16 protein-coding genes are annotated in these 19,445 nt (G+C 72.0%); 8 read left to right on the forward strand and 8 right to left on the reverse strand.

Annotated features, from left to right (window positions below):
* The first annotated feature begins 25 nt into the window (after positions 1 to 25).
* Positions 26 to 424 carry an HsmA family protein gene (locus MTQ12_RS00645; RefSeq protein ID WP_247423131.1) on the forward strand — a complete coding sequence of 133 codons (399 nt, stop codon included), beginning with the start codon at positions 26 to 28 and terminating at the stop codon, positions 422 to 424.
* A 93-nt stretch (positions 425 to 517) separates the two neighbouring features.
* Positions 518 to 1,114, forward strand: coding sequence for a GNAT family protein (locus MTQ12_RS00650; protein ID WP_247423133.1), 597 nt, complete (start codon positions 518 to 520; stop codon positions 1,112 to 1,114).
* 12 nt (positions 1,115 to 1,126) lie between these two features.
* Here the strand turns inward: MTQ12_RS00650 and MTQ12_RS00655 are convergent, their stop codons facing one another.
* From MTQ12_RS00655 to MTQ12_RS00670, 4 genes are all read right to left on the reverse strand, one after another.
* On the reverse strand, positions 1,127 to 1,456 hold the full coding sequence (locus MTQ12_RS00655) for a hypothetical protein (RefSeq protein ID WP_247423135.1): 330 nt from the start codon (positions 1,454 to 1,456) through the stop codon (positions 1,127 to 1,129).
* A gap of 57 nt (positions 1,457 to 1,513) precedes the next feature.
* Positions 1,514 to 2,236 (reverse strand): hypothetical protein, encoded by a 723-nt coding sequence (locus MTQ12_RS00660; RefSeq protein WP_247423137.1) that lies wholly within the window; start codon positions 2,234 to 2,236, stop codon positions 1,514 to 1,516.
* A gap of 412 nt (positions 2,237 to 2,648) precedes the next feature.
* A complete protein-coding gene (locus MTQ12_RS00665) occupies positions 2,649 to 3,644 on the reverse strand; it encodes a pseudouridine synthase (RefSeq protein WP_247423139.1) in 996 nt (331 codons plus the stop codon).
* Positions 3,645 to 3,687: 43 nt separating this feature from the next.
* Positions 3,688 to 4,989 (reverse strand): diaminopimelate decarboxylase, encoded by a 1,302-nt coding sequence (locus tag MTQ12_RS00670; RefSeq protein ID WP_247423140.1) that lies wholly within the window; start codon positions 4,987 to 4,989, stop codon positions 3,688 to 3,690.
* A 353-nt stretch (positions 4,990 to 5,342) separates the two neighbouring features.
* Between MTQ12_RS00670 and MTQ12_RS00675 the strand changes: the two genes are divergently transcribed.
* The 5 genes from MTQ12_RS00675 to MTQ12_RS00695 all read left to right on the forward strand — a co-directional run bounded on the left by MTQ12_RS00675 (position 5,343) and on the right by MTQ12_RS00695 (position 12,621).
* A complete protein-coding gene (locus MTQ12_RS00675) occupies positions 5,343 to 6,998 on the forward strand; it encodes an ABC transporter substrate-binding protein (protein ID WP_247423142.1) in 1,656 nt (551 codons plus the stop codon).
* The gene (locus tag MTQ12_RS00680; RefSeq protein ID WP_247423144.1) at positions 6,976 to 8,070 is read left to right on the forward strand and encodes an ABC transporter permease; all 1,095 of its coding nucleotides are present in this window, start codon (positions 6,976 to 6,978) and stop codon (positions 8,068 to 8,070) included. Before MTQ12_RS00675 ends, MTQ12_RS00680 begins: the two co-directional genes overlap by 23 nt.
* A complete protein-coding gene (locus MTQ12_RS00685; protein WP_282599069.1) occupies positions 8,067 to 9,050 on the forward strand; it encodes an ABC transporter permease subunit in 984 nt (327 codons plus the stop codon). Before MTQ12_RS00680 ends, MTQ12_RS00685 begins: the two co-directional genes overlap by 4 nt.
* 1 nt (position 9,051) lies before the next feature.
* The gene (locus tag MTQ12_RS00690; RefSeq protein ID WP_247423147.1) at positions 9,052 to 11,028 is read left to right on the forward strand and encodes an ABC transporter ATP-binding protein; all 1,977 of its coding nucleotides are present in this window, start codon (positions 9,052 to 9,054) and stop codon (positions 11,026 to 11,028) included.
* Between the two features lie 120 nt (positions 11,029 to 11,148).
* Positions 11,149 to 12,621: an LLM class flavin-dependent oxidoreductase gene (locus MTQ12_RS00695; protein WP_247423149.1), complete on the forward strand. Its 1,473-nt coding sequence runs from the start codon at positions 11,149 to 11,151 to the stop codon at positions 12,619 to 12,621.
* 46 nt (positions 12,622 to 12,667) lie between these two features.
* Here MTQ12_RS00695 and MTQ12_RS00700 read toward each other — a convergent pair whose 3' ends face one another.
* Complete coding sequence (locus MTQ12_RS00700) at positions 12,668 to 14,335, reverse strand: acyl-CoA dehydrogenase family protein (RefSeq protein WP_247423150.1); 1,668 nt, start codon at positions 14,333 to 14,335, stop codon at positions 12,668 to 12,670.
* Positions 14,332 to 14,949, reverse strand: a complete 618-nt coding sequence (locus tag MTQ12_RS00705) for a TetR/AcrR family transcriptional regulator (RefSeq protein WP_247423153.1) — start codon at positions 14,947 to 14,949, stop codon at positions 14,332 to 14,334. The genes MTQ12_RS00700 and MTQ12_RS00705 overlap by 4 nt, the downstream gene beginning before the upstream one ends.
* A gap of 73 nt (positions 14,950 to 15,022) precedes the next feature.
* On the opposite strand from MTQ12_RS00705, the gene MTQ12_RS00710 reads away from it, so the two are divergent.
* Complete coding sequence (locus tag MTQ12_RS00710; protein ID WP_247423155.1) at positions 15,023 to 16,540, forward strand: AMP-binding protein; 1,518 nt, start codon at positions 15,023 to 15,025, stop codon at positions 16,538 to 16,540.
* 128 nt (positions 16,541 to 16,668) lie between these two features.
* Here MTQ12_RS00710 and adhP read toward each other — a convergent pair whose 3' ends face one another.
* Together adhP and MTQ12_RS00720 are read right to left on the reverse strand one after the other, a co-directional pair.
* Positions 16,669 to 17,697, reverse strand: coding sequence for an alcohol dehydrogenase AdhP (gene adhP / locus MTQ12_RS00715; RefSeq protein WP_247423158.1), 1,029 nt, complete (start codon positions 17,695 to 17,697; stop codon positions 16,669 to 16,671).
* Positions 17,698 to 17,914: 217 nt separating this feature from the next.
* Positions 17,915 to 19,438: an aldehyde dehydrogenase family protein gene (locus MTQ12_RS00720; RefSeq protein ID WP_247423159.1), complete on the reverse strand. Its 1,524-nt coding sequence runs from the start codon at positions 19,436 to 19,438 to the stop codon at positions 17,915 to 17,917.
* Between the last annotated feature and the right edge of the window lie 7 nt (positions 19,439 to 19,445).

Consider the following 19,445-nt stretch of genomic DNA (forward strand, 5'->3'; position numbering starts at 1 on the left):
CCCGCCTGCGGACGAGCATGGAGACATGCTCACACCCGCTATCGTCTTCATCACCGCAGCCCTCCTCTTCTACACCGCCGGCGTCTGGGCCGAGCACCTCAAGAAGGAGCTCCGCTGGTCCCACGTCGTCCTGTTCGCCCTCGGCCTCGTCTGCGATGTCACCGGTACCGAGCTCATGCGGCGAATCGCGGCCTCCGGCGGCGCCGACTTCTCCGGCTCGACCGCCGGCATCCTCACCTCGGTCATGGCGATCACCGGGGCCCTCGCGCTCGTCCTTATGGCGGTCCACCTCATCTGGGCGATCGTCGTCATGATCCGCGGCACCGAGCAGGCCCGCGCCACCTTCCACCGGTTCTCGCTCATCGTGTGGGCGATCTGGCTCGTCCCCTACTTCACCGGGATGGCCGGTGCGATGATCGGCTGAGGCGCCCCCGCCTCGGCATCGCCCCCGGCGGGCCGCCTCGGGACCGGGTCGGGCGTCCTTCCCTGGGCGGCGGTCCGCGCGTACACTGCGAGCATGACCTCGCCCGATGCCCGCGCCTTCGCCTCCGCCCCGGATCTCACCGGCGAGCGCGTCACCCTCACACAGCTCACCCCCGCCCACGCCGAGGCGCTGAGCCGGGCGGCCGGCGAGCTCACCTCGACCTGGGTCACCTCGGTGCCCACCGCCGAGGCGATGCCGGCGGAGATCGACCGGCGCCTGGGCCTGCAGGAGCAGGGCGCGATGGCGCCGTTCACCGTGCTCGACGGCGGCACCCCGGTGGGCATGTCGACCTACATGAACATCGATGCGGCCAACCGGCGCCTCGAGATCGGTTCGACCTGGCTGTCGCCGGCGGTGCAGGGCACTCGGGTCAATCCCGAGGCCAAGCTGCTCATGCTCTCCCGTGCGTTCGAGGAGCTCGACTGCATCGCGGTGGAGTTCCGCACGCACTTCCACAACTTCCAGTCGCGCGCGGCGATCGCCAAGCTCGGTGCCAAGCAGGACGGGGTCCTGCGCTCGCACCAGCTGTTCAACGGGGTGCTGCGCGACACCGCGGTCTACTCGATCATCGCCGCCGAGTGGCCGACGGTGAAGCTCGGGCTCGAGCACCGGCTCGCGCGCCTGAGCTGACTCCTGGCGGGTTCAGGCCCGGTACGGCATCGCGGCAGAGCTCCGCACCCGCAGGCCCTGGGCCAGGCCGAGGCCGAGCACACAGACGAGCGCGGCCACCGGCACGCACGCCGCGAGCACGAGCAGACGGCCGTGTGTGGGCGGACCCAGGCCGATCTCGAACGCGATGACGGCGAACACTCCGCTCACACCCAGCCAGCCGAGCAGGCCCAGCCAGGCCCCGGGGTGCGGGAACGGGAACACGCTGAGGAGCACGAAGAACCGGCGCGGGGTCACCGTATCCGAGGTCGGGACCCGGCTGTCGCCGGTGGGCCGGTACTCGGGGAGGGCTCGGCGGACCACCGTGCTGCAGCGGCCGGCGAGGATGCGGCGGTCGGGGTGGTCGGGGTGCCGGGCCGTTCACCATCTGACCACGGTGTCGGGGAGACGGCGACGCAGGCGCTGGACGAGTCCGATGCCGGCGGCGCAGAGGAGCACGCTCACCGGCACGCACACCGCGAGGAACAGGAGGCCCCCGGCACTCGGTTCGCGCAGTCCGAGCCAGATCGCCACGCCGATGTACCCGCCGCTGAGCCCGAAATAGCCGAGCAGTGTGAGGACCATCCCGAGCCAGGGTGCGGATGCGGGGACCATGACTGCGAACGGCGCCGTCGCCATGAGCACGAAGAACGCGCAGGAGATCATCGCGGCGGTGAAGTACATCGCCGCGGTGTAGAACAGGCCCACCGGGTGGTGACCGACGAGCTCGGCGAGCTGCCCGGTCTCCGGGTGGAGGGTCCCGATCCACGGCCACAGGACGCTCGAGGCGGTGAGGATGACGGTGCCGAGCAGAGCGGATACGAGGAGGAGCGGGAACAGCCCCTCGCTCCGGAACCCGGAGTCCTCGCGCTTGTGCTCGGCCATGAGGAACGGGAACATCCACCCGAACACCGCTGTCATGATCGCCGCGAACAGACCGACCTCGGTGATCTCCTCCCACTGCTTGTCCTTCATGAGGCCCGACGAGGTGGCGAAGACGATGAAGGCGGCGAGCGCGGTCACCATGACGGAGAGGATGACGTTCCGGCCGAGGTCGTGACCCCAGGCCGGGGTCCGGGTGTCGTCGTGTGCTCGGGGCTTCACGCTTCTGCCCGCACCGTGACCGTCCGGTTCGCGAGCCGGCGCGGGCAGCGGGATGCGGTCCGCCGAGCCCCGCCGGTCAGGAGGCCGCCGAGGCGAGGGAGTGCGGTGGCCCGACCCGCGCTGCTGCGATGGAGATCCGTGGGGCGGAGTGATCGCGGGTGGTCCCGGGGGCCGCGGGGGCAACGGCACAGAGGGGTGCGAGCCGGGAACGCCCGGACTGCGACCGGGCACGGGCCCGGGTCGACCCTGCCGCGGACGTCGGGTTGGGTCCGGGTGCGAGGGCGGTCCGTGGCGATCGGTCATGCGTCCAGTATTCCGTGTGGGGCCGGCTGTGGTGTGGCGAGGGTGTTGCGGATCTGCACCGACACCCGCAGCAGCCCTTTCGGCTGCACCGCGGGTCGGTCCCAGCCGGTCAGCCCCAGCCGCTCAGACCCAGCCGGCTCGTGAACTCGCGGGGCTCGCCGGTGAGCGGGTCGGTGAAGGCGAGCCGCTCGGCGAGCAGCTGCAGGGGCGAGAAGAAGTCGTAGGGGTCCGGCGCGAGGTCCACCGGGTACACGGGGTCGCCGAGGATCGGCAGGCCCAGGCCATTCATGTGGACCCGCAGCTGGTGCGTCCTCCCGGTGTGCGGGGTGAGTCGGAAATCGCCGAGGCGACCTGCCGCGCCCAGGTGCTCGATGGTGCTGTGTGCGTTCGGCTCGCCGGGCACCTCGAGCATCTGCCGGGTCCCCGGCTCTTTCTCCAGGCGGCTCCACCGCTCGACCCGACGCACGCACTCCTCACCGGGCCGCGCGGCCTCCCAGCCGCCGGAACCGAACCCGGCGGGCAGCTCGGCGAGCGCCCGGTACGTCTTGTGCACCCGCCGGTCCTGGAACAGCCGCTGGTAGGCGCCGCGGGTCTCCGGCCGGCGGGACAGCACGAGCAGCCCGGCCGTCACGCGGTCGAGGCGGTGGGTCGCCACGAGGTCGGGCTCCTCGCGCTCGACCCGCAGCCGGGTGACGGCGCACTCGCGGACGAACCGGCCGTTCGGGGTGCTCGCGAGGAAGTGGGGCTTGTCGACGACGAGGAGGTCGGCGTCCGAGTGGACGATGCCGATCTCGAACGGGATCCGGGCCTCCGGCGGCACCGGGCGGTGGAACCAGTAGAACCCGCCGGGGATCACCGGATCCGTCGCCGCGATCGGGCGTCCGGTCCCGTCGCACAGGCACCCGGCGTCCGAGACCGTCTGCGGATCCTGGGCGAGCAGCCCGGCGATGTCCGCCGCGGAGGCGTCCGGGAACTCCGCGCGCAGCCACTCCCCGACAGTCGCCGGCACAGGATCGCCCGACCGCGTGTGGGTCTGGTGGCCGCCGGGGGCGCGCAGCCGGTTCGCGGAGATCCCCTGACGCGGCGGCAGCGGGCTCACCGGCACGGCGGCACCTCGGGCGGTCCCTTCGAAGCAGCCTGACCGCGCCTCACAGGCGGACGTCCTCCCCCGCCTCGGCGAGGAGCTCGGCGACGGTCTGCTGACGGCGGATGCAGGTGAACTTCGCCGTCGACCCGTCCGAGGTGTAGGCGTAGACCGGGATGCGCGGCAGCGCGTTGTAGGCGAAGGGGGTGGAGAAGTAGTAGGCACCGGTGTCGTGGATGAGCGCGATGTCGCCGGGGTCGAGGCCGGGGATCACGAATTCGCGGCCGATCATGTCGCCGCTGAAGCAGCACGGCCCGGCGAGGTCCTGGATCCGGTTCGGGTTCCGGCTGGGTGTGCCGTCGGCGTGGAAGGCGCTCACCCGCAGCGGCCAGGCCTGCGGCATGAAGACCGTGCGGGTCGCGGTCTGCGCACCCGCGTGACCGATCGCGAACGCCCGCTGCCCGACGTTCTTCGTGTACTCGATGCGGGTGGCGATCGACCCGGCCTTGGCGAGCAGCGAGCGGCCGAACTCGGTGAGCACGGTGTACCTGCCGCTGAACAGCTCCGGCACCGCGCGCTCGAGCACCTCGGCGTAGGTGTGGAACGTCGGGGTGATCTCGTCGGAGCCGAAGTTCACGCTCAGCCCGCCGCCGATGTCGATCCGGGTGATCTGCTGGAACCCGGCGCCCTCCGTGACGGATTCGGCGAGCGACACGATCCGGCTGATGCCTTCCGCAGCGAGGTCGAGCCCGACGCCCTGCGACCCGGAGTGGACGTGGAGCTGGGTGATCCAGGGGCGGGCGACGATCGTGTCGACGAGCGCCTGCCGGGATTCCTCGTCGATGAGGGGGATGCCGAACTTCGTCGTGGTCGTCGCGGTGCTCATCTCGCCGATCGACCCGGAGCCGACGACCGGGTTGACCCGAACTCCGATCACCGAGCGCGTGTCGATCTCCGCCCGCAGCTCCTCGATCCGGGCGAGCTCCTGGTAGGAGTCGATGTTCACTGCCGCGCCCACGGTCAGGCAGTGACGGATCTCCGGCACGGTCTTCGCCGGCGAGTCGAGGACGATCCGCTCCGGTGGGAAGCCGGCGGCCTCGGCCATCGCGAACTCCCCGGGGCTCGCGACCTCGACGCCCATCCCGCGGTCGGCGAGGAACCGCAGCAGCGGGACGAGGGTGACGGCCTTGCACGCCACGAGGTGGATCGTGTCCGGGATCGAACTGAATGCCCAGCTCAGCGCTTCGATCTGGGTTTCGACCGCCTCGGTGTCGATGATCCCGACGACCGGCTGCTCTGCGGTGATGAGGGATTCGGCGGCGAGGGAGCGGACGGCGGCATAGCGGCGGTCGACGAAATCAGCCATGCGGGCAGTCTATCGACGGCGCCCGCCGCCGAGGCGCCCGCCGGCTCCCCCGGCCCCGCACCTGCCCGGCCCCGCCGCCGAGGCGTCCGCCGGCTGCCGTGCCACAGCCGGCCCCAGCCGGTCGTCAGGGCGACGCATGCCGTCATCCGGCGTCACTGTGCGACGAGGGATGACGCCGGTGTGACGCACCGCGTCGCTCTGCGTCCCGGTCCGCTCCACCGGACCCCGCCGCCTCCCTACGGTGGCGACACAGCTCACACCGAGCACAGGAGTGCACAGCACCCCACCGATCGCACGACAGCACCCCACCGGCCACCCGACATCACCGCCCCCACCGACCAGGAGGTCAGCCCATGCGCACACCGAGACCGTCCGCGCTCCTCGGAGCCGGCCTCGCGATGCTCGCGCTGCTCGGCGGCTGCGCTGCACCCGGCACCGAGCTCGCCGCCGCCTCCCGGCCCGGCACCGGCCCCGGCTCAGCCGACTCCGCCGGCGGCACGCTCGTCTACGGCCACCAGCAGGAGCCGCCCTGCGTGCACGGCGGCTGGATCGAGCAGGGCTACCTGTCCCACCAGGTGCTCGACGCCCTCGTCTCCCTCGACGAGGACGGGCAGGTGGTCCCCTGGCTCGCCACCGACTGGCACGAGTCCGCCGACCACCTGACCTGGACCTTCACCCTGCAGGAGGGGCCCACCTTCTCCGACGGCACCCCGGTCGACGCGCAGGCGGTCGTCGACAACATCGACTACTGGCTCGCCGGCGGCAACGGCACCGCGCAGGTGTGGATCGGCCCCTACGTCGACTCCGCCCGTGCTCTCGACGCCACCACGGTGGAGGTCGCGCTCTCCCAGCCCTACCCCCGGTTCGCGGAGAACCTCACCCAGCCCTACTTCGGTCTCCAGTCGCCGGCCGCACTGGCGGAGCGGACCGCGGAGGAGAACTGCCGGCAGCCGATCGGCTCCGGCCCGTTCACCGTCGCCGCATGGAACCGCGGACAGAACATCGTGCTCGACCGCCGCGATGACTACGACTGGGCGCCGGCGAACGCCGCCGTCCAAGGACCGGCCCGGGTGGCGCGCGTCGACTGGCGCTTCATCACCGACCCCACCGCCCGCACCGCGGCCCTGCGCTCCGGCGAGGTCGACGCGATCTACGACATCCAGGCCTTCGAATGGTCCGCTCTCGAGTCCGAGGGCTACGAGCTCCACCGCTACGTCACCCCGGGCCGCCCCCAGCAGCTGAGCTTCAACACCAGCCGCGGGCCGTTCGCCGACGAGCGCGTCCGGCAGGCCTTCGCCTACAGCCTCGACCGCGAATCCGTCGTCGAGGCCGTGGGCCGCGGGGTCATCCCCTACGAGGGCAACGGCCCGGTGAGCCGCTCCACCCCGGCCTACAGCGAGGAGGCCGCGGCCCGCTACTCCCACGACCCCGAGCGCGCCCGGGAGCTCCTCGACGCAGCCGGCTGGGAGGTCGGCGCGGACGGGGTGCGCGTCAAGGACGGCGCGCGCCTCCACATCGACTTCCCCTACGCGATCAACCGCACGATCAACCAGGACGGCGCGGCGATCATCCAGGGGCTCCAGCAGTACGCCGAAGAGGTGGGCTTCGAGGTCGAGCTCATCCCCTTCCCACCGAGCGCGGCCGCCGCCGGCGCCTACTCCGGGCCCGAGGACTACGACGTCAGCATCGGCTACTGGACCTCCGTCAACGCCGGCATCCTGCTCGTCAACTGGCGGCAGAACCTCCCGGATTCGCCCAACCCGTCCAACTCCGCCTTCTACAACGACCCCGCGCTCGAGGCCACGATCCGCGAGGCGAACTCCGCCGTCGACCCCGACGAGCAGGACGCCCTCTACCGGCAGGCTCAGGAGTACATCGCCGACCGGGCGCTGTCGATCGGCGTGTACGACCGGCTGAGCACGCTCGCCGTCGGTCCGCACGTCGACGGCATCCGCCAGGAGAACTCACAGGGAGGACCGGTCTTCCATGACGCCCACCTCGTCGACTGACACGCACCCGGCAGGCACCACGGACCCCGGCCGCCGCCGAGGCGCCCTGCCCGATGGCACCGGCCCCGCCGCAGGCCGACTCGGCACCCGCCCCTCCCGGCCCCGCACCGGGCTCGCCCGCTTCGTGACCTGGACGCGGCACCTCGGCCGCTGGCCGGGACGCCTCGCCGCGGCGCTCCTCGTCATGTGGGGCGCGGTCACCGTGGCGTTCCTCGCCCAGCTCGCGCAGCCCGGCGACCGGGCGGCGGTGATCCTCAACCTCCGCACCGGCCAGACGCAGGAGCGCACCCCGGCCGAGCTCGCCCCGGTCAACGCCGAGTACGGCTTCGACGCCCCACCGTTCGAGCAGTACCTGTCCTACCTCGGCGGGCTGCTCCGCGGCGACCTCGGCGTCTCCTACCAGCAGCACCGGCCGGTGTGGGACATGATCGCCGAACAGCTCGGCGCGACCGTGGCGCTCTCGCTCACCGCGCTCGCCCTCGCCTGGGTCCTCATGGTGGCCTGGGTGGCGCTCACCGCCGGCCGGTCCCCGCGGGTCCGCGGTCTCGCCTCCACGGTCGAGGTGTTCGCCGCGAGCGTGCCCCAGTACTGGCTCGGGGTGCTCCTGCTCCTCGTGTTCGCCCTCGAGCTCGGCTGGGTGCCGGTGGTGGGCGGCAGCGGGCCGGCGGCACTCGTCCTGCCCGCCCTCACGCTGGCGATTCCGCTCGCCGGGTTCCTCGGGCAGGCCACGCGGGCGGAGTTCGAGCTCGCGCTGAGCCGGCCGTTCGTGCTGTCGGCCCGGGTGCGCGGCATGGGCGACCTCGGGGTGCGGCTGCGGCACGTGCTGCGCCATGCCGCGATCCCGCCGCTCACCCTGTCCGGCTGGGCGCTCGGCGCCACCGTGTCCGGGGCGGTGATCGTCGAGTCGGTGTTCAACCGCAACGGCATCGGCCGGGTCCTCGTGTCCGCGATCGAGGCCCAGGACCTGCCCGTCGTCACCGGGATCATCGTCCTCATCGCCGCCCTCTACGTCCTCGTCAACCTGGCGGTCGACGCGCTCGCCGCCCTCATCGATCCGAGGTTGAAAGCATGACCACCCCACCCCTCGCCCCCGTCCCGTCGACGCCGGTCGGCAGTGCGGCGCGTGTCTCCTCGGCACCCAGCGCTCCGGCTCCCGGCTCTCCGGCCCCTGGCGCTCCAACACCCGGCACTCCGGCTCCCGGCGACGGGGCGCCCGCCCCGCACCCGACGACCCCGGCCGGGCGCTCGCCCCGCCTGCCCCTCGGCCCGCTCGCGGCCGCGGCGACGCTCGCGATGTTCGCGCTCGCCGCGGTGGCGCCGGGCCTGCTCGCCCCGGGCAGCCCGGAGTCGCTCGACCTCGGCGCCACCCTGCAGGCGCCCTCGGCCGCGCACTGGTTCGGCACCGACGAACTCGGCCGCGACCTCTACACCCGCGTGGTCCACGGCACCGGCCTGTCGCTCCTCATCGGGCTCGGGGCGGCGGCGGTGAGCCTCACGCTCGCGGTGCTGCTCGCCGCGGCCTCCGCGCTCACCGGCCGGATCCTGTCCGGCGCGGCCGACCGCACGATCGAGATCCTCTTCGCCTTCCCCACCCTGCTCCTCGCGCTGCTCCTCATCGCCACGCTCGGCCCCTCGCCGCTGAGCCTCGTGCTCGCCGTCGGGGTGGGGACCGCGCCGGGGTACGCGCGGATCGTGCGCGGGCAGCTGCTCTCGGCCCGCAGCTCAGGCTACGTCGAGGCGGCCACCGGGCTCGGCCACCGGCGCCTGCGGGTCGTCGCGGCGCACATCCTGCCGAACGCGCTGCGCCCGCTCGTCGGGATCTTCACGATGTCGATCGGTCAGTCGATCGTGTGGGCCTCGAGCCTCGCGTTCCTCGGCCTCGGGGTCGCACCCCCGTCGCCGGAGTGGGGTGCCCTGCTCGACGCCGGGCGGGCCTATCTCACCGCCGCCGGCTGGCTCGTCGTCGTTCCGGGCCTCGTCATCGCCGTGCTCGCGCTCGCCGCGACGACGCTCGGCAAGCACATCCAGACCCGCCTCGAGACAGGACGCTGATATGACCCCCGAACTCCTCACGACCACCACCCCCACCGGTGGCGGGTCCGGCCCGGCCGGCAGCGTCCGCCCCGGCCCACCGGTCGGCGGCCCTCCCGATGGGCTCACCGGCACCGGCCCTGCCCGCACCGGCGCCGAGGCGCCTGCCGGCGCCCAGCACTCCCCTGCCGCCGCAGCCACCGGCGCGCCCGGCGGTGCCCCGGGTACCGGCGCGCCTCGGCTGAGGGTGGAGAACCTCCACGTCGGGTTCCGCCGGGACGGCGAGCTCCGGGAGATCGTCCACGGCCTGTCCTTCGAACTCCACCCGGGGCGATGCGTGGCGATCGTCGGCGAATCCGGCTCCGGCAAGAGCGTCACCGCCCGCACGCTCGTCGGCCTCCCCGGCCACGGCGCCGAGGTCCGCGCCGGCGCCCTGCGCCTCGGCGACCACGACCTGCTCACCGCCGGCGAGCGCACCTGGCAGCGGATCCGCGGCGCGGAGATCGGCTTCGTCCTCCAGGACGCGCTCGTCTCCCTCGACCCGCTGCGCCCGGTCGGGGCGGAGATCGCCGAGGCGCTGCGCCTCCACGGCGTCGGTCCGCGCGCGGTCCGCGCCCGGCGCGCCGTCGAGCTGCTCGCCGCCGCCGGCGTCCCCACCCCGGAGGTCCGCGCCCGGCAGCGTCCCGGGGAACTGTCCGGCGGGCTGCGGCAGCGCGCCCTCATCGCCTCGGCGATCGCACTCGGCCCCCAGGTGCTCATCGCCGACGAGCCGACAACGGCGCTCGACGTCACCGTCCAGGCACAGGTGCTCAGGGTGTTCGAGCAGATGAAGGCGGCCGGGGAATCGATCATCCTCATCAGCCACGACCTCTCAGTCGTGGCGCACCTCGCCGACGAGGTCCTCGTCATGCGCGGCGGGCACGTCGTCGAACAGGGACCCACCGCGCAGGTCCTCGCCCGGCCCGCGCACCCCTACACCCGGGCGCTCATCCGGGCGGTGCCGAGCGCGGCCACCCGCGGCCGGCGCCTGAGCGCAGGGCCGGACGAGGCGAGCGGGGCCGAGAACCCGGCGGGCGCCTCGGCGACGGTGACCGGTCCGGCGGCTCCGGCCGGCGCCTCGGCGGAGGTCGTTCTCGAGGCGCGCGGACTCGCCAAAGCCTTCCGCGGACGCCGCGGGACGGAGCACCGGGCGGTCGACGGCGTGTCCTTCCGGCTCCACCGGGGCGAGGTGCTCGGGATCGTCGGCGAATCCGGGTCGGGGAAGTCGACGACCGCGCGGATCGCGCTCGGGCTCGAGTCCGCGGACTCCGGCACCGTGACGCTCCTCGGCCAGGAGTGGTCGGCCCTCCCCGAACGGCGGCGCCGGCACCTGCGCTCCCGGATCTCCGTCGTCCAGCAGGACCCGCTGAGCTCATTCGACCCGCGCTGGAGCGTCGAGCGGATCCTCCGCGACGCGCTCTCCGTGCGCCCCTCCGCGCGCCTCTCCGGTCCGGGCGGTCCCGGTGCGCAGTCCACCCCGGGCGGGCGCGGCACCGCCGGACCCGGCGCCGAGCCGCATGCCGAGGTGCTCCGGCTCCTCGGGCTCGTCGGGCTCGCCCCGGAGGTCGCCGGGCGGAATCCCGCGACGCTGTCCGGCGGGCAGCGCCAGCGGGTGTCGATCGCCCGGGCGCTCGCCCCGGAGCCTGATGTCCTCGTGCTCGACGAAGCGGTGTCCGCGCTCGACGTGTCCGTGCAGGCCCAGATCCTCGACCTGCTCGCGGACCTGCGGCGGTGCCTCGGCACGAGCTGCCTCTTCATCTCCCACGACCTCGGTGTCATCAGCCACCTGAGCGATCGGGTGCTCGTGATGAAGGACGGCCGGGTCGTGGAGTCCGGGACGCCCGAGCAGATCTTCGACGCCCCCGCGCACCCCTACACCCGCACGCTCGTCGAGTCCCTCCACACGCTCGACCGCTCGGCCGCCGCCGCGACGGCACCGGCATCCGCCCGACCCCGCTGACCTCATGACCCGCCTGTCCTCCTGACCCCCTGAGCCACCGACCACCCGACACCGACTGACCACCCCGCACCCACCGACACCGTCGTCCGACCTCCACCGACACCCACGAAGGAGTCCACCATGACCCGCCCGCTGCTCTTCAACGCGTTCCTCATGAACACCCCCTCGCACATCCAGCACGGCCAGTGGCGCCACCCGGACGCCGGCCAGGTCGAGTACCAGGGCCTCGACCTGTGGCTCGACCTCGCGCGCACGCTCGAGCGCGGACTGTTCGACGCGATGTTCTTCGCCGACGTGTCCGGGCTCTACGGGCCGGCCGACGGCTCCTACGTCGACAACGTCCACGAGGGGCTGCAGATCCCGAGCAACGACCCGACCGTGCTGCTCAGCGCGCTCGCCGCCGTGACCGAGCACATCGGGCTGGCGACGACCTCGAACGTCATGCAGAACCCGCCGTTCAACTTCGCCCGCCAGATCTCTACCCTCGATCATCTGTCGAAGGGCCGCATCGCCTGGAACATCGTGACCTCGACGCAGGAGAACGCCGCCCGGAACTTCGGGCTGCCCGGACTCGTCGAGCACGACGCCCGCTACGACTGGGCCGACGAGTACGTCGACGTCGTGTACAAGCTGTGGGAGGGGTCCTGGGACGAGGGCGCGCTGCTCAAGGATCGGGCCGGCGGCCGGTTCGCCGACCCCGCCCGGATCCACAAGATCCACCATGTCGGCGAGCGCTACCGGGTCGAGGGCCCGCACCTGCCCGCGCCGAGCCCGCAGCGCACGCCGCTGCTGTTCCAGGCCGGCGGCTCCCCGCGCGGCATCGCGTTCGCCGCCCGACACGCGGAGGCGGTGTTCATCGCCACCCCGAACCCGGATGTCGCCCGGCAGCACATCGACGGGGCGCGCGAGCAGGCGGTGGCGAACGGCCGGCACGGCGACGACATCCGGTTCTTCCAGGGCATGAGCTTCGTCATCGGCAGCACCGAGGCCGAGGCGCAGGCGAAGAACCGCGACCTCCTCGACTACGCCTCGGACACCGGGTACGCGACTCACGCCTCGATCGGCGTCCTGCCCGACGGCACGCGACTGCCGGCCGACACCCCGCTCAAGGACATCCCGAACAACGGCGGCCGCGGGCACGTCGAGTGGCTGCGGGCGGCGACCCCGGGCCGCGAGCCGGTGCTCGGCGATCTCGCGCGGAACCGGATGATCGGCCAGTCGCTCGTCGGCACCCCGGAGCAGATCGCCGACCGGCTGACCGAGTGGCAGCGGGCGGGGGTGGACGGCATCAACGTCGTCAACTGGCGCCTGCCGGAGTCGTACACCGACTTCATCGACCACCTGCTGCCGACGCTGCAGGAGCGCGGCCTGGCGAAGACCTCCTACGGCGAGGCGACGACGCTGCGCGGCCGGATCTTTGGTCACGACCGGCTCCCCGACCGCCACCCGGCCGCCCGCTACCGCGGCGCTTTCGGTGATCGGGCAGCAGGAGCAGCCGGGGCGGGCGGAAGCGAGTCGCGCGATACCGATTCGGGCGACACCGAGGCGACGACCCCCACACCGGCGCCCGCCTTCTCCGGCTCCCCCGCCTGAACCGGTTGGCCGCGGCACCTCGGGCACGGGAGTGCCGCGGTCGCCGCTATGCCCGAGCGACGAGGGCGTCGATGTCGATGCCGACGGGCAGTGTCCCGTACTCGCGTCCCCGGTCCGCGCCCAGGCGCGCGGCGACGAACGCCTCGGCCACCTCCGTGGGTGCTGACTCGAGGAGGATCGCGGCCTGGAGGAGGAGCGCCATCTGCTCGACGAGCACACGGCCGCCGCCCTGCACCCGCGCGAGCTCCGAGGCGTCGCCGCCGGACACCGCCGTGAGCGCGGACTGCAGCGCGGCGGCGAGCCCCTCATAGGCGCGGTCGAAGTCCGCGTGCCGCCCCAGCCCGGTCTCGAGGTACCCGAGGAATGCCTTCGCCGTATGCGGCTCCCGGGCCAGCGCCCGGAGCACGTCGAGCACGATGACGTTCCCGGATCCCTCCCACACCGCCATCACCGGCTGCTCGCGGTAGCGGCGGGCGAGCGGGAACGCCTCGGTGTAGCCGTTGCCGCCCAGGCACTCGAGCGACTCGTAGGCGTGCTCGGGCCCGCGCTTGCACACCCAGTACTTCGCCACCGCGGTGGCGAGCCGGCGGAAGTCGGCCCGGTCGGAACCCCCGCCGCCCTCGGCCGCGGCATCGTCGTCGTGCGCGGCGGCGATGTGGAGGGCGGTCCAGGTCGCGGCCTCGGCCTCGAGCTGGAGGTCGGCGAGCACGGACCGCATGAGCGGCTGATCGATGAGCGTCGCACCGAACGCCGCCCGGTGCCGGGCGTGCCAGGCCGCCTCGGCCACGCCCTGGCGCATGCCGGCCGCGGAGCCGAGGACGCAGTCGAGCCGGGTGCGCGACACCATCTCGATGATCGTGCGCACACCGCGTCCCGGATCGCCGAGCAGCCAGCCGTGCGTGCCGTCGAACTCGACCTCCGATGAGGCATTGGAGCGGTTGCCGAGCTTGTCCTTGAGGCGCTGGATCCGGAACGGGTTGCGCTCCCCGCCGGGCAGCACGCGCGGCACGACGAAGCAGCTCAGCCCCTCCGGCAGCTGAGCGAGGACGAGGAAGGCGTCGGACTGCGGAGCGGAGCAGAACCACTTGTGGCCGGTGATGAGGTGATGGTCCCCGGCCGGCACGGCCCGGGTGGTGTTGGCGCGGACGTCTGAGCCGCCCTGCTTCTCCGTCATGGCCATGCCGAAGGTCACCGCAGTCTTCTCCGCCGGGTCGATGAGCCGCGGGTCGTAGTCCGCAGCGGTGGCCCGGGGCACCCAGAAGTCCGCGAGCGCACTGTCGGTGTGCAGCGAGGGGACGACCGCATGGGTCATCGACACCGGGCAGGCGTGTCCCGGTTCGATCTGGGAGAACAGCATGAACCGGGCGGCGCGCTCGGCGTCGGCACCCGGCCCGTCCTGTGTCCAGGCGAGCGAGTGGGTTCCGGCGCGCAAGGACTCCCCGATGATCCGGTGGTAGGCGGGGTGGAATTCGATGTCGTCGACGCGGTGGCCCCAGCGGTCGTGCGTGTGGAGCTGCGGGCCGTGGACGTTCGCGAGCCGCGCGTCCTCCTGGAACCCGGCGCTGCCGACGAGCTCCCCGATCCGGTGGAGCTCCCCCGTGTCCGCGTCCGGCGCGTAGCGGGCCACGGCCTCCCGGAGCGCAGTGTCGAGGGCGAACTCGTCGACGTCGCGGCGCGGGGCGGCCTGGTTGAGGACGGTGTGGGTGACGGTCATGAGGCTCCTAGCGCTCGTCGGGAGTAGAGGGTGATCGCGGCGATGAGGTGCTCGATCCGCGCCGGATCCGGTGCGGGCATGTCGTGATCGAGGATGTCGAGGAGGTTCTCAGAGATCGTGCCGACGAGGGCGCGGGCGGCGATGACGGCGTCGTCCCCGGTGATCGGCACAGCCCCCGCGGCGCTCGTCCTCTCGAGGCCGGCGGCGATCACCACGGCGTACCCGCGGCGCAAGCGGGAGCGCTCGCGCTGGACCGCCTCGGGCACGGGTTCGAGGAGGAGGGCGTGGGCGAGCCGACGTCCGGCGACGGCGCGCTCGACGAAGGTCCGGGTCACCGAGTTCGCGCACTCCTCCGGCGTGGTCGCCCGGGCGATGGCGCGTTCGACGGCGGCGAGCTCGTAGCCGGCGGCACCGGCGAACACCGCAGCGAGCAGCGCATCCCGGTTGGAGAAGTACGAGTAGACGAGCCCGGCACTGCACCCGGCGCGGCGTGCGACGGCCGCGACGCTCGCGGCACCGAATCCGCCCTCGGCGACGAGGTGCCTCGCAGCACGCTGGATCCGGGCTCGGCGCTGCGCCGCATTGGCCCGCGTCCGCGCTGTCTCCCGATACACGCGTCCTCGCTTCCCCTAAGAATTGAATCGTGGTTCAATACTTGTAGTGTGGCACCGATCACAAGGAGAAGCAATGAAGCTCAGCACACTGCTCGACGCCTCCGTCCGCCGCGACCCGGGCAAAGAGGCCCTGGTCTACGGCACGGAGCGCTATTCCTATGCCGAGCTCCGAGAGAAGGCTCTGCGCGCCGCTCGCGTGCTCGCCGATCACGGCATCGGGACCGGCGACACCGTGGGAATCATGACCTTCAACGTGCCGGGCTTCGTGTTCGCCGCGTTCGGCGCGTGGTACCTCGGTGCGACCGTGGTGCCGGTCAACCACAAGATGCAGGCGCCGGAGGTGAAGTACACGATCGAGCACTCCGGCGCGCAGCTCGGGATCGTCAGCGCCGAGCTCGCCGACATCGCGCGCAAGGGCGCCGGCGGCATCACGTGGCTCGAGACGGAGTCCGATGCGGCGGACTCCTTCGACAGACTGCTCACGGCGGCCGAACCCGCGGAACCGGCCGACTTCGACGACAGCACAACAGCCCAGGTGCTCTACACCTCGGGCACGACGAGCGCCCCCAAGGGCTGCGTCCACTCGCACCGGAACATCGCTCAGGTCGGCACGCTCATCTCGCTCAACCTCGCGCTCCGGCCCGATGAGCGGTACCTCATCTGCATGCCGATCTGGCATTCGGCGCCGCTGAACATCTGTCTGCTGCCGATGATGCTCGTCGGAGGCACCGCGGTGCTGCAGCGCGAGTACCACCCGGTCGAGTCGATGAAGATCATCGCCGAGGAGCGGATCACGACGTTCTTCGGGCCGACGATCGCCTACGTCGCCCCGATCCTCGCCGCGAAGAAGCTCGGCCTCGACTTCGCCGCCTACGACTTCTCCTCGATCCGGCGCTGGACCTATGGCGGCGCGCCGATCGACCGCGAGACGGCGAAGATGCTCATCGACACCTATCGGACGGATCAGTTCTACAACCTGTTCGGGATGAGCGAGATGGGTCCGACCGGCTGCCTGCTGTGGCCGGAGGACCAGATCCGCAAGGCCGGCTCCGTGGGCCGATCAGCGATGCTCGGCAACGAGATGCGCGTGGTCAAGGCCGACGGCACCGATGCCGGCCCGGGCGAGACCGGGGAGATCTGGTTCTCCGGGGACTGCCGGATGCAGGGCTACCTCAACAACCCGGAGGCGACCGCGGCGGCCTTCGATGGCGACTGGTATCGCTCCGGGGACATCGCGCGGCTCGACGAGGACGGCTATCTCTACATCGTCGACCGGAAGAACGACGTCATCATCGTCGGCGGGGAGAACGTGTACTCGCTCGAGGTCGAGGAGGCGATCATCGCGCACCCCGACGTCGTCGACGTCGCAGTGGTGGGCCGCCCCGATCCCGATTGGGGCGAGCAGGTGGTGGCCGTGGTGACGACCGCCGACGGCTCCCCGGTCGACCTCGAGACGCTGCGCGACCACCTGTCCGACAAGCTCGCCCGCTACAAGCTCCCCCGCGAGGTCATCGTCACCGAGGAGCTTCCCCGCAACCCCTCGGGCAAGCTGCTGAAGAACCGGCTGCGCGACACGGTCGCCGGGGCCTGAACGCACTCAGGTGGTCACAGATCCACGATCCGTAGGCTCGGAATCGTGGATCTGTGACCACCTGACGTGTCCCGGGGCCGAGGCGCCGGCCGGCAGGAGCCGGGCCGGCGCCTCGGCCGGGGTGCGGGTCAGTACTCGATGACGACGCGGCCCTCGATCTTGCCGTGCTCCATCTCGTCGAAGACGGCGTTGATGTCCTCGAGCGGGCGCTTGCTGTACGTCGGCTTGATCTTGCCGGCGGCGTAGAAGGCGAGCGCCTCGTCCATGTCCTGGCGGGTGCCGACGATCGAGCCGCGGATCGTCAGTCCCTTGAGGACGATGTCGAAGATCGGCGCCGGGAACTCGCCCGGGGGCAGCCCGTTGAACACGATCGTGCCGCCGCGGCGGGTCATGTCGATCGCCTGGCGGAACGCCGCCGGGTGGACGGCGGTGACGAGCACGCCGTGCGCGCCCCCGGTCTTCGACTGGATCTCCTCGGCCGGGTCGACGGCGAAGGCGTTGACGGTAATCTCCGCGCCGTGCTTCTTCGCCAGCGCGAGCTTGTCGTCGGCGACGTCGACGGCGACGGCGATCACGCGCATGCCCATCGCCACCGCGTACTGCACCGCGATGTGCCCGAGGCCGCCGATCCCGGAGATCACGACCCACTGGCCGGGCCGCACCTCGGTGCGCTTGAGGCCCTTGTAGACGGTGACGCCGGCGCACAGCACGGGGGCGATCTCGTAGGGGTCGGCGCCCTCGGGGATCTTCGCGGCGTAGTCCGCCTCGACGAGCATGTACTCGCCGAACGAGCCGTCGACGGAGTAGCCGCCGTTGGTCTGCTGCTCGCACAGGGTCTCCCAGCCGGTGCGGCAGTACTCGCACTGCCCGCAGCCCGAGGCGAGCCAGGCGTTGCCGACCATGTCGCCGACCGCGAGTGAGGTCACGCCCTCACCGACGGCCTCGACGACTCCCACGCCCTCGTGGCCGGGGATGAAGGGTGGCTCGGGCTTGACCGGCCAGTCGCCGTGGAGGGCGTGGAGGTCGGTGTGGCAGACGCCGCTGGCGATGAGCTTCACCAGCACCTGTCCGCGTCCGGGTGTGGGGGTCTCGACGGCCTCATCGACGGTGATGGAGTCGCCGAACTGCTCGACTACTGCTGCTCTCATGGTGGACATGTCACTGAATCCTTCTCGTAGCGGTTCACTTCAGGGATGGGAAGGGGTCACGTCGGGGACGGCGGAGCCGCCCGGGGACAGGTGGATCGGGGTGGGACGGGTGGCCCCGTCCGGGGGCGGTCCGGGGACGCGCCCGGGACCGAGGGGTGGTACCGGTGCCCTCCGGCCGCGCCGCGCAGGCGTCACGCAGCCCGGCCGGAGGCTCGGCGGACGCGGCTCAGAAGAAGCCGAGCGCGTTGTCCGAGTAGCTCACCAGCAGGTTCTTCGTCTGCTGGTAGTGGTCGAGCATCATCAGGTGGTTCTCGCGGCCGATGCCCGAGCTCTTGTACCCGCCGAACGCCGCGTGCGCCGGGTAGCTGTGGTAGTTGTTCACCCACACGCGCCCGGCCTGGATCGCCCGGCCGGCCCGGTAGGCGATGTTGCCGTTGCGGCTCCACACCCCGGCGCCGAGGCCGTAGAGGGTGTCGTTGGCCACGGAGATTGCCTCGTCGTAGTCCTCGAACGAGGTGAGCGCGAGGACCGGGCCGAAGATCTCCTCCTGGAAGATCCGCATCGAGTTGTCGCCCTGGAACACCGTCGGGGCGACGTAGTAGCCGTCGGCGAGGTCGCCGTCGAGCTGCGCCTGCTCACCGCCGACGAGCACCTTCGCGCCCTCCTGCTTGCCGATGTCGAGGTAGGACTTGATCTTCTCGAGCTGGTCGTTCGAGGCCTGCGCGCCCACCTGGGTGTCGGTGTCGAGCGGGTTGCCCTGCTTGACGGACTTGACGCGCTCGATACCGGCGGCGACGAAGTCGTCGAAGATCGACTTCTGGACGAGCGCGCGGGACGGGCAGGTGCACACCTCGCCCTGGTTGAGGCCGAACATTGCGAAGCCCTCGAGCGCCTTGTCGTAGAAGGCGTCCTTCTCCTGCGCGACGTCGGCGAAGAAGATGTTCGGGCTCTTGCCGCCGAGCTCGAGGGTGACCGGGATGAGGTTCTGCGAGGCGTACTGCATGATGAGGCGGCCGGTGGTCGTCTCACCGGTGAACGCGATCTTGCGGATCCGCTTGTTCGAGGCGAGCGGCTTGCCGCACTCGACGCCGAATCCGTTGACGATGTTGAGCACGCCCCGGGGCAGCAGGTCGCCGATGAGCTCGACGAGCACGAGGATCGAGGCCGGGGTCTGCTCGGCGGGCTTGAGGACGATCGCGTTGCCGGCGGCGAGCGCGGGGGCGATCTTCCACACCGCCATGAGGATCGGGAAGTTCCACGGGATGATCTGGCCGACGACGCCCAAGGGCTCGTGGTAGTGGTAGGCGACGGTGTCCTCGTCGATCTGCGACAGCGTCCCCTCCTGCGCGCGGATCGCCCCGGCGAAGTACCGGAAGTGGTCGACGGCGAGCGGCAGGTCCGCGTTGAGCGGCTCCCGGATCGCCTTGCCGTTGTCCCAGGTCTCGGCGACGGCGATCATCTCGAGGTTCTCCTCGATGCGGTCGGCGATCCGGGTGAGGATCACCGCGCGCTCCGCCGGCGAGGTCCTCCCCCAGGCGGGTGCGGCGCCGTGCGCGGCATCGAGGGCGACCTCGATGTCCTCGGCGGTGGATTGGGCGACCTCGCAGAACGGCTTGCCGGTGACCGGGCTGATGTTCTCGAAGTAGTTCCCCTTGACCGGGGCGACCCATTCGCCGCCGATCCAGTTGTCGTAGCGGGACTTGAATGTGACCTTCGAACCCTCGGTGCCGGGCTGTGCGTATACGACCATGCCAACT

The sequence above is a fragment of the Brevibacterium sp. R8603A2 genome (assembly GCF_023072605.1).
Lineage (GTDB): Bacteria > Actinomycetota > Actinomycetes > Actinomycetales > Brevibacteriaceae > Brevibacterium > Brevibacterium pityocampae.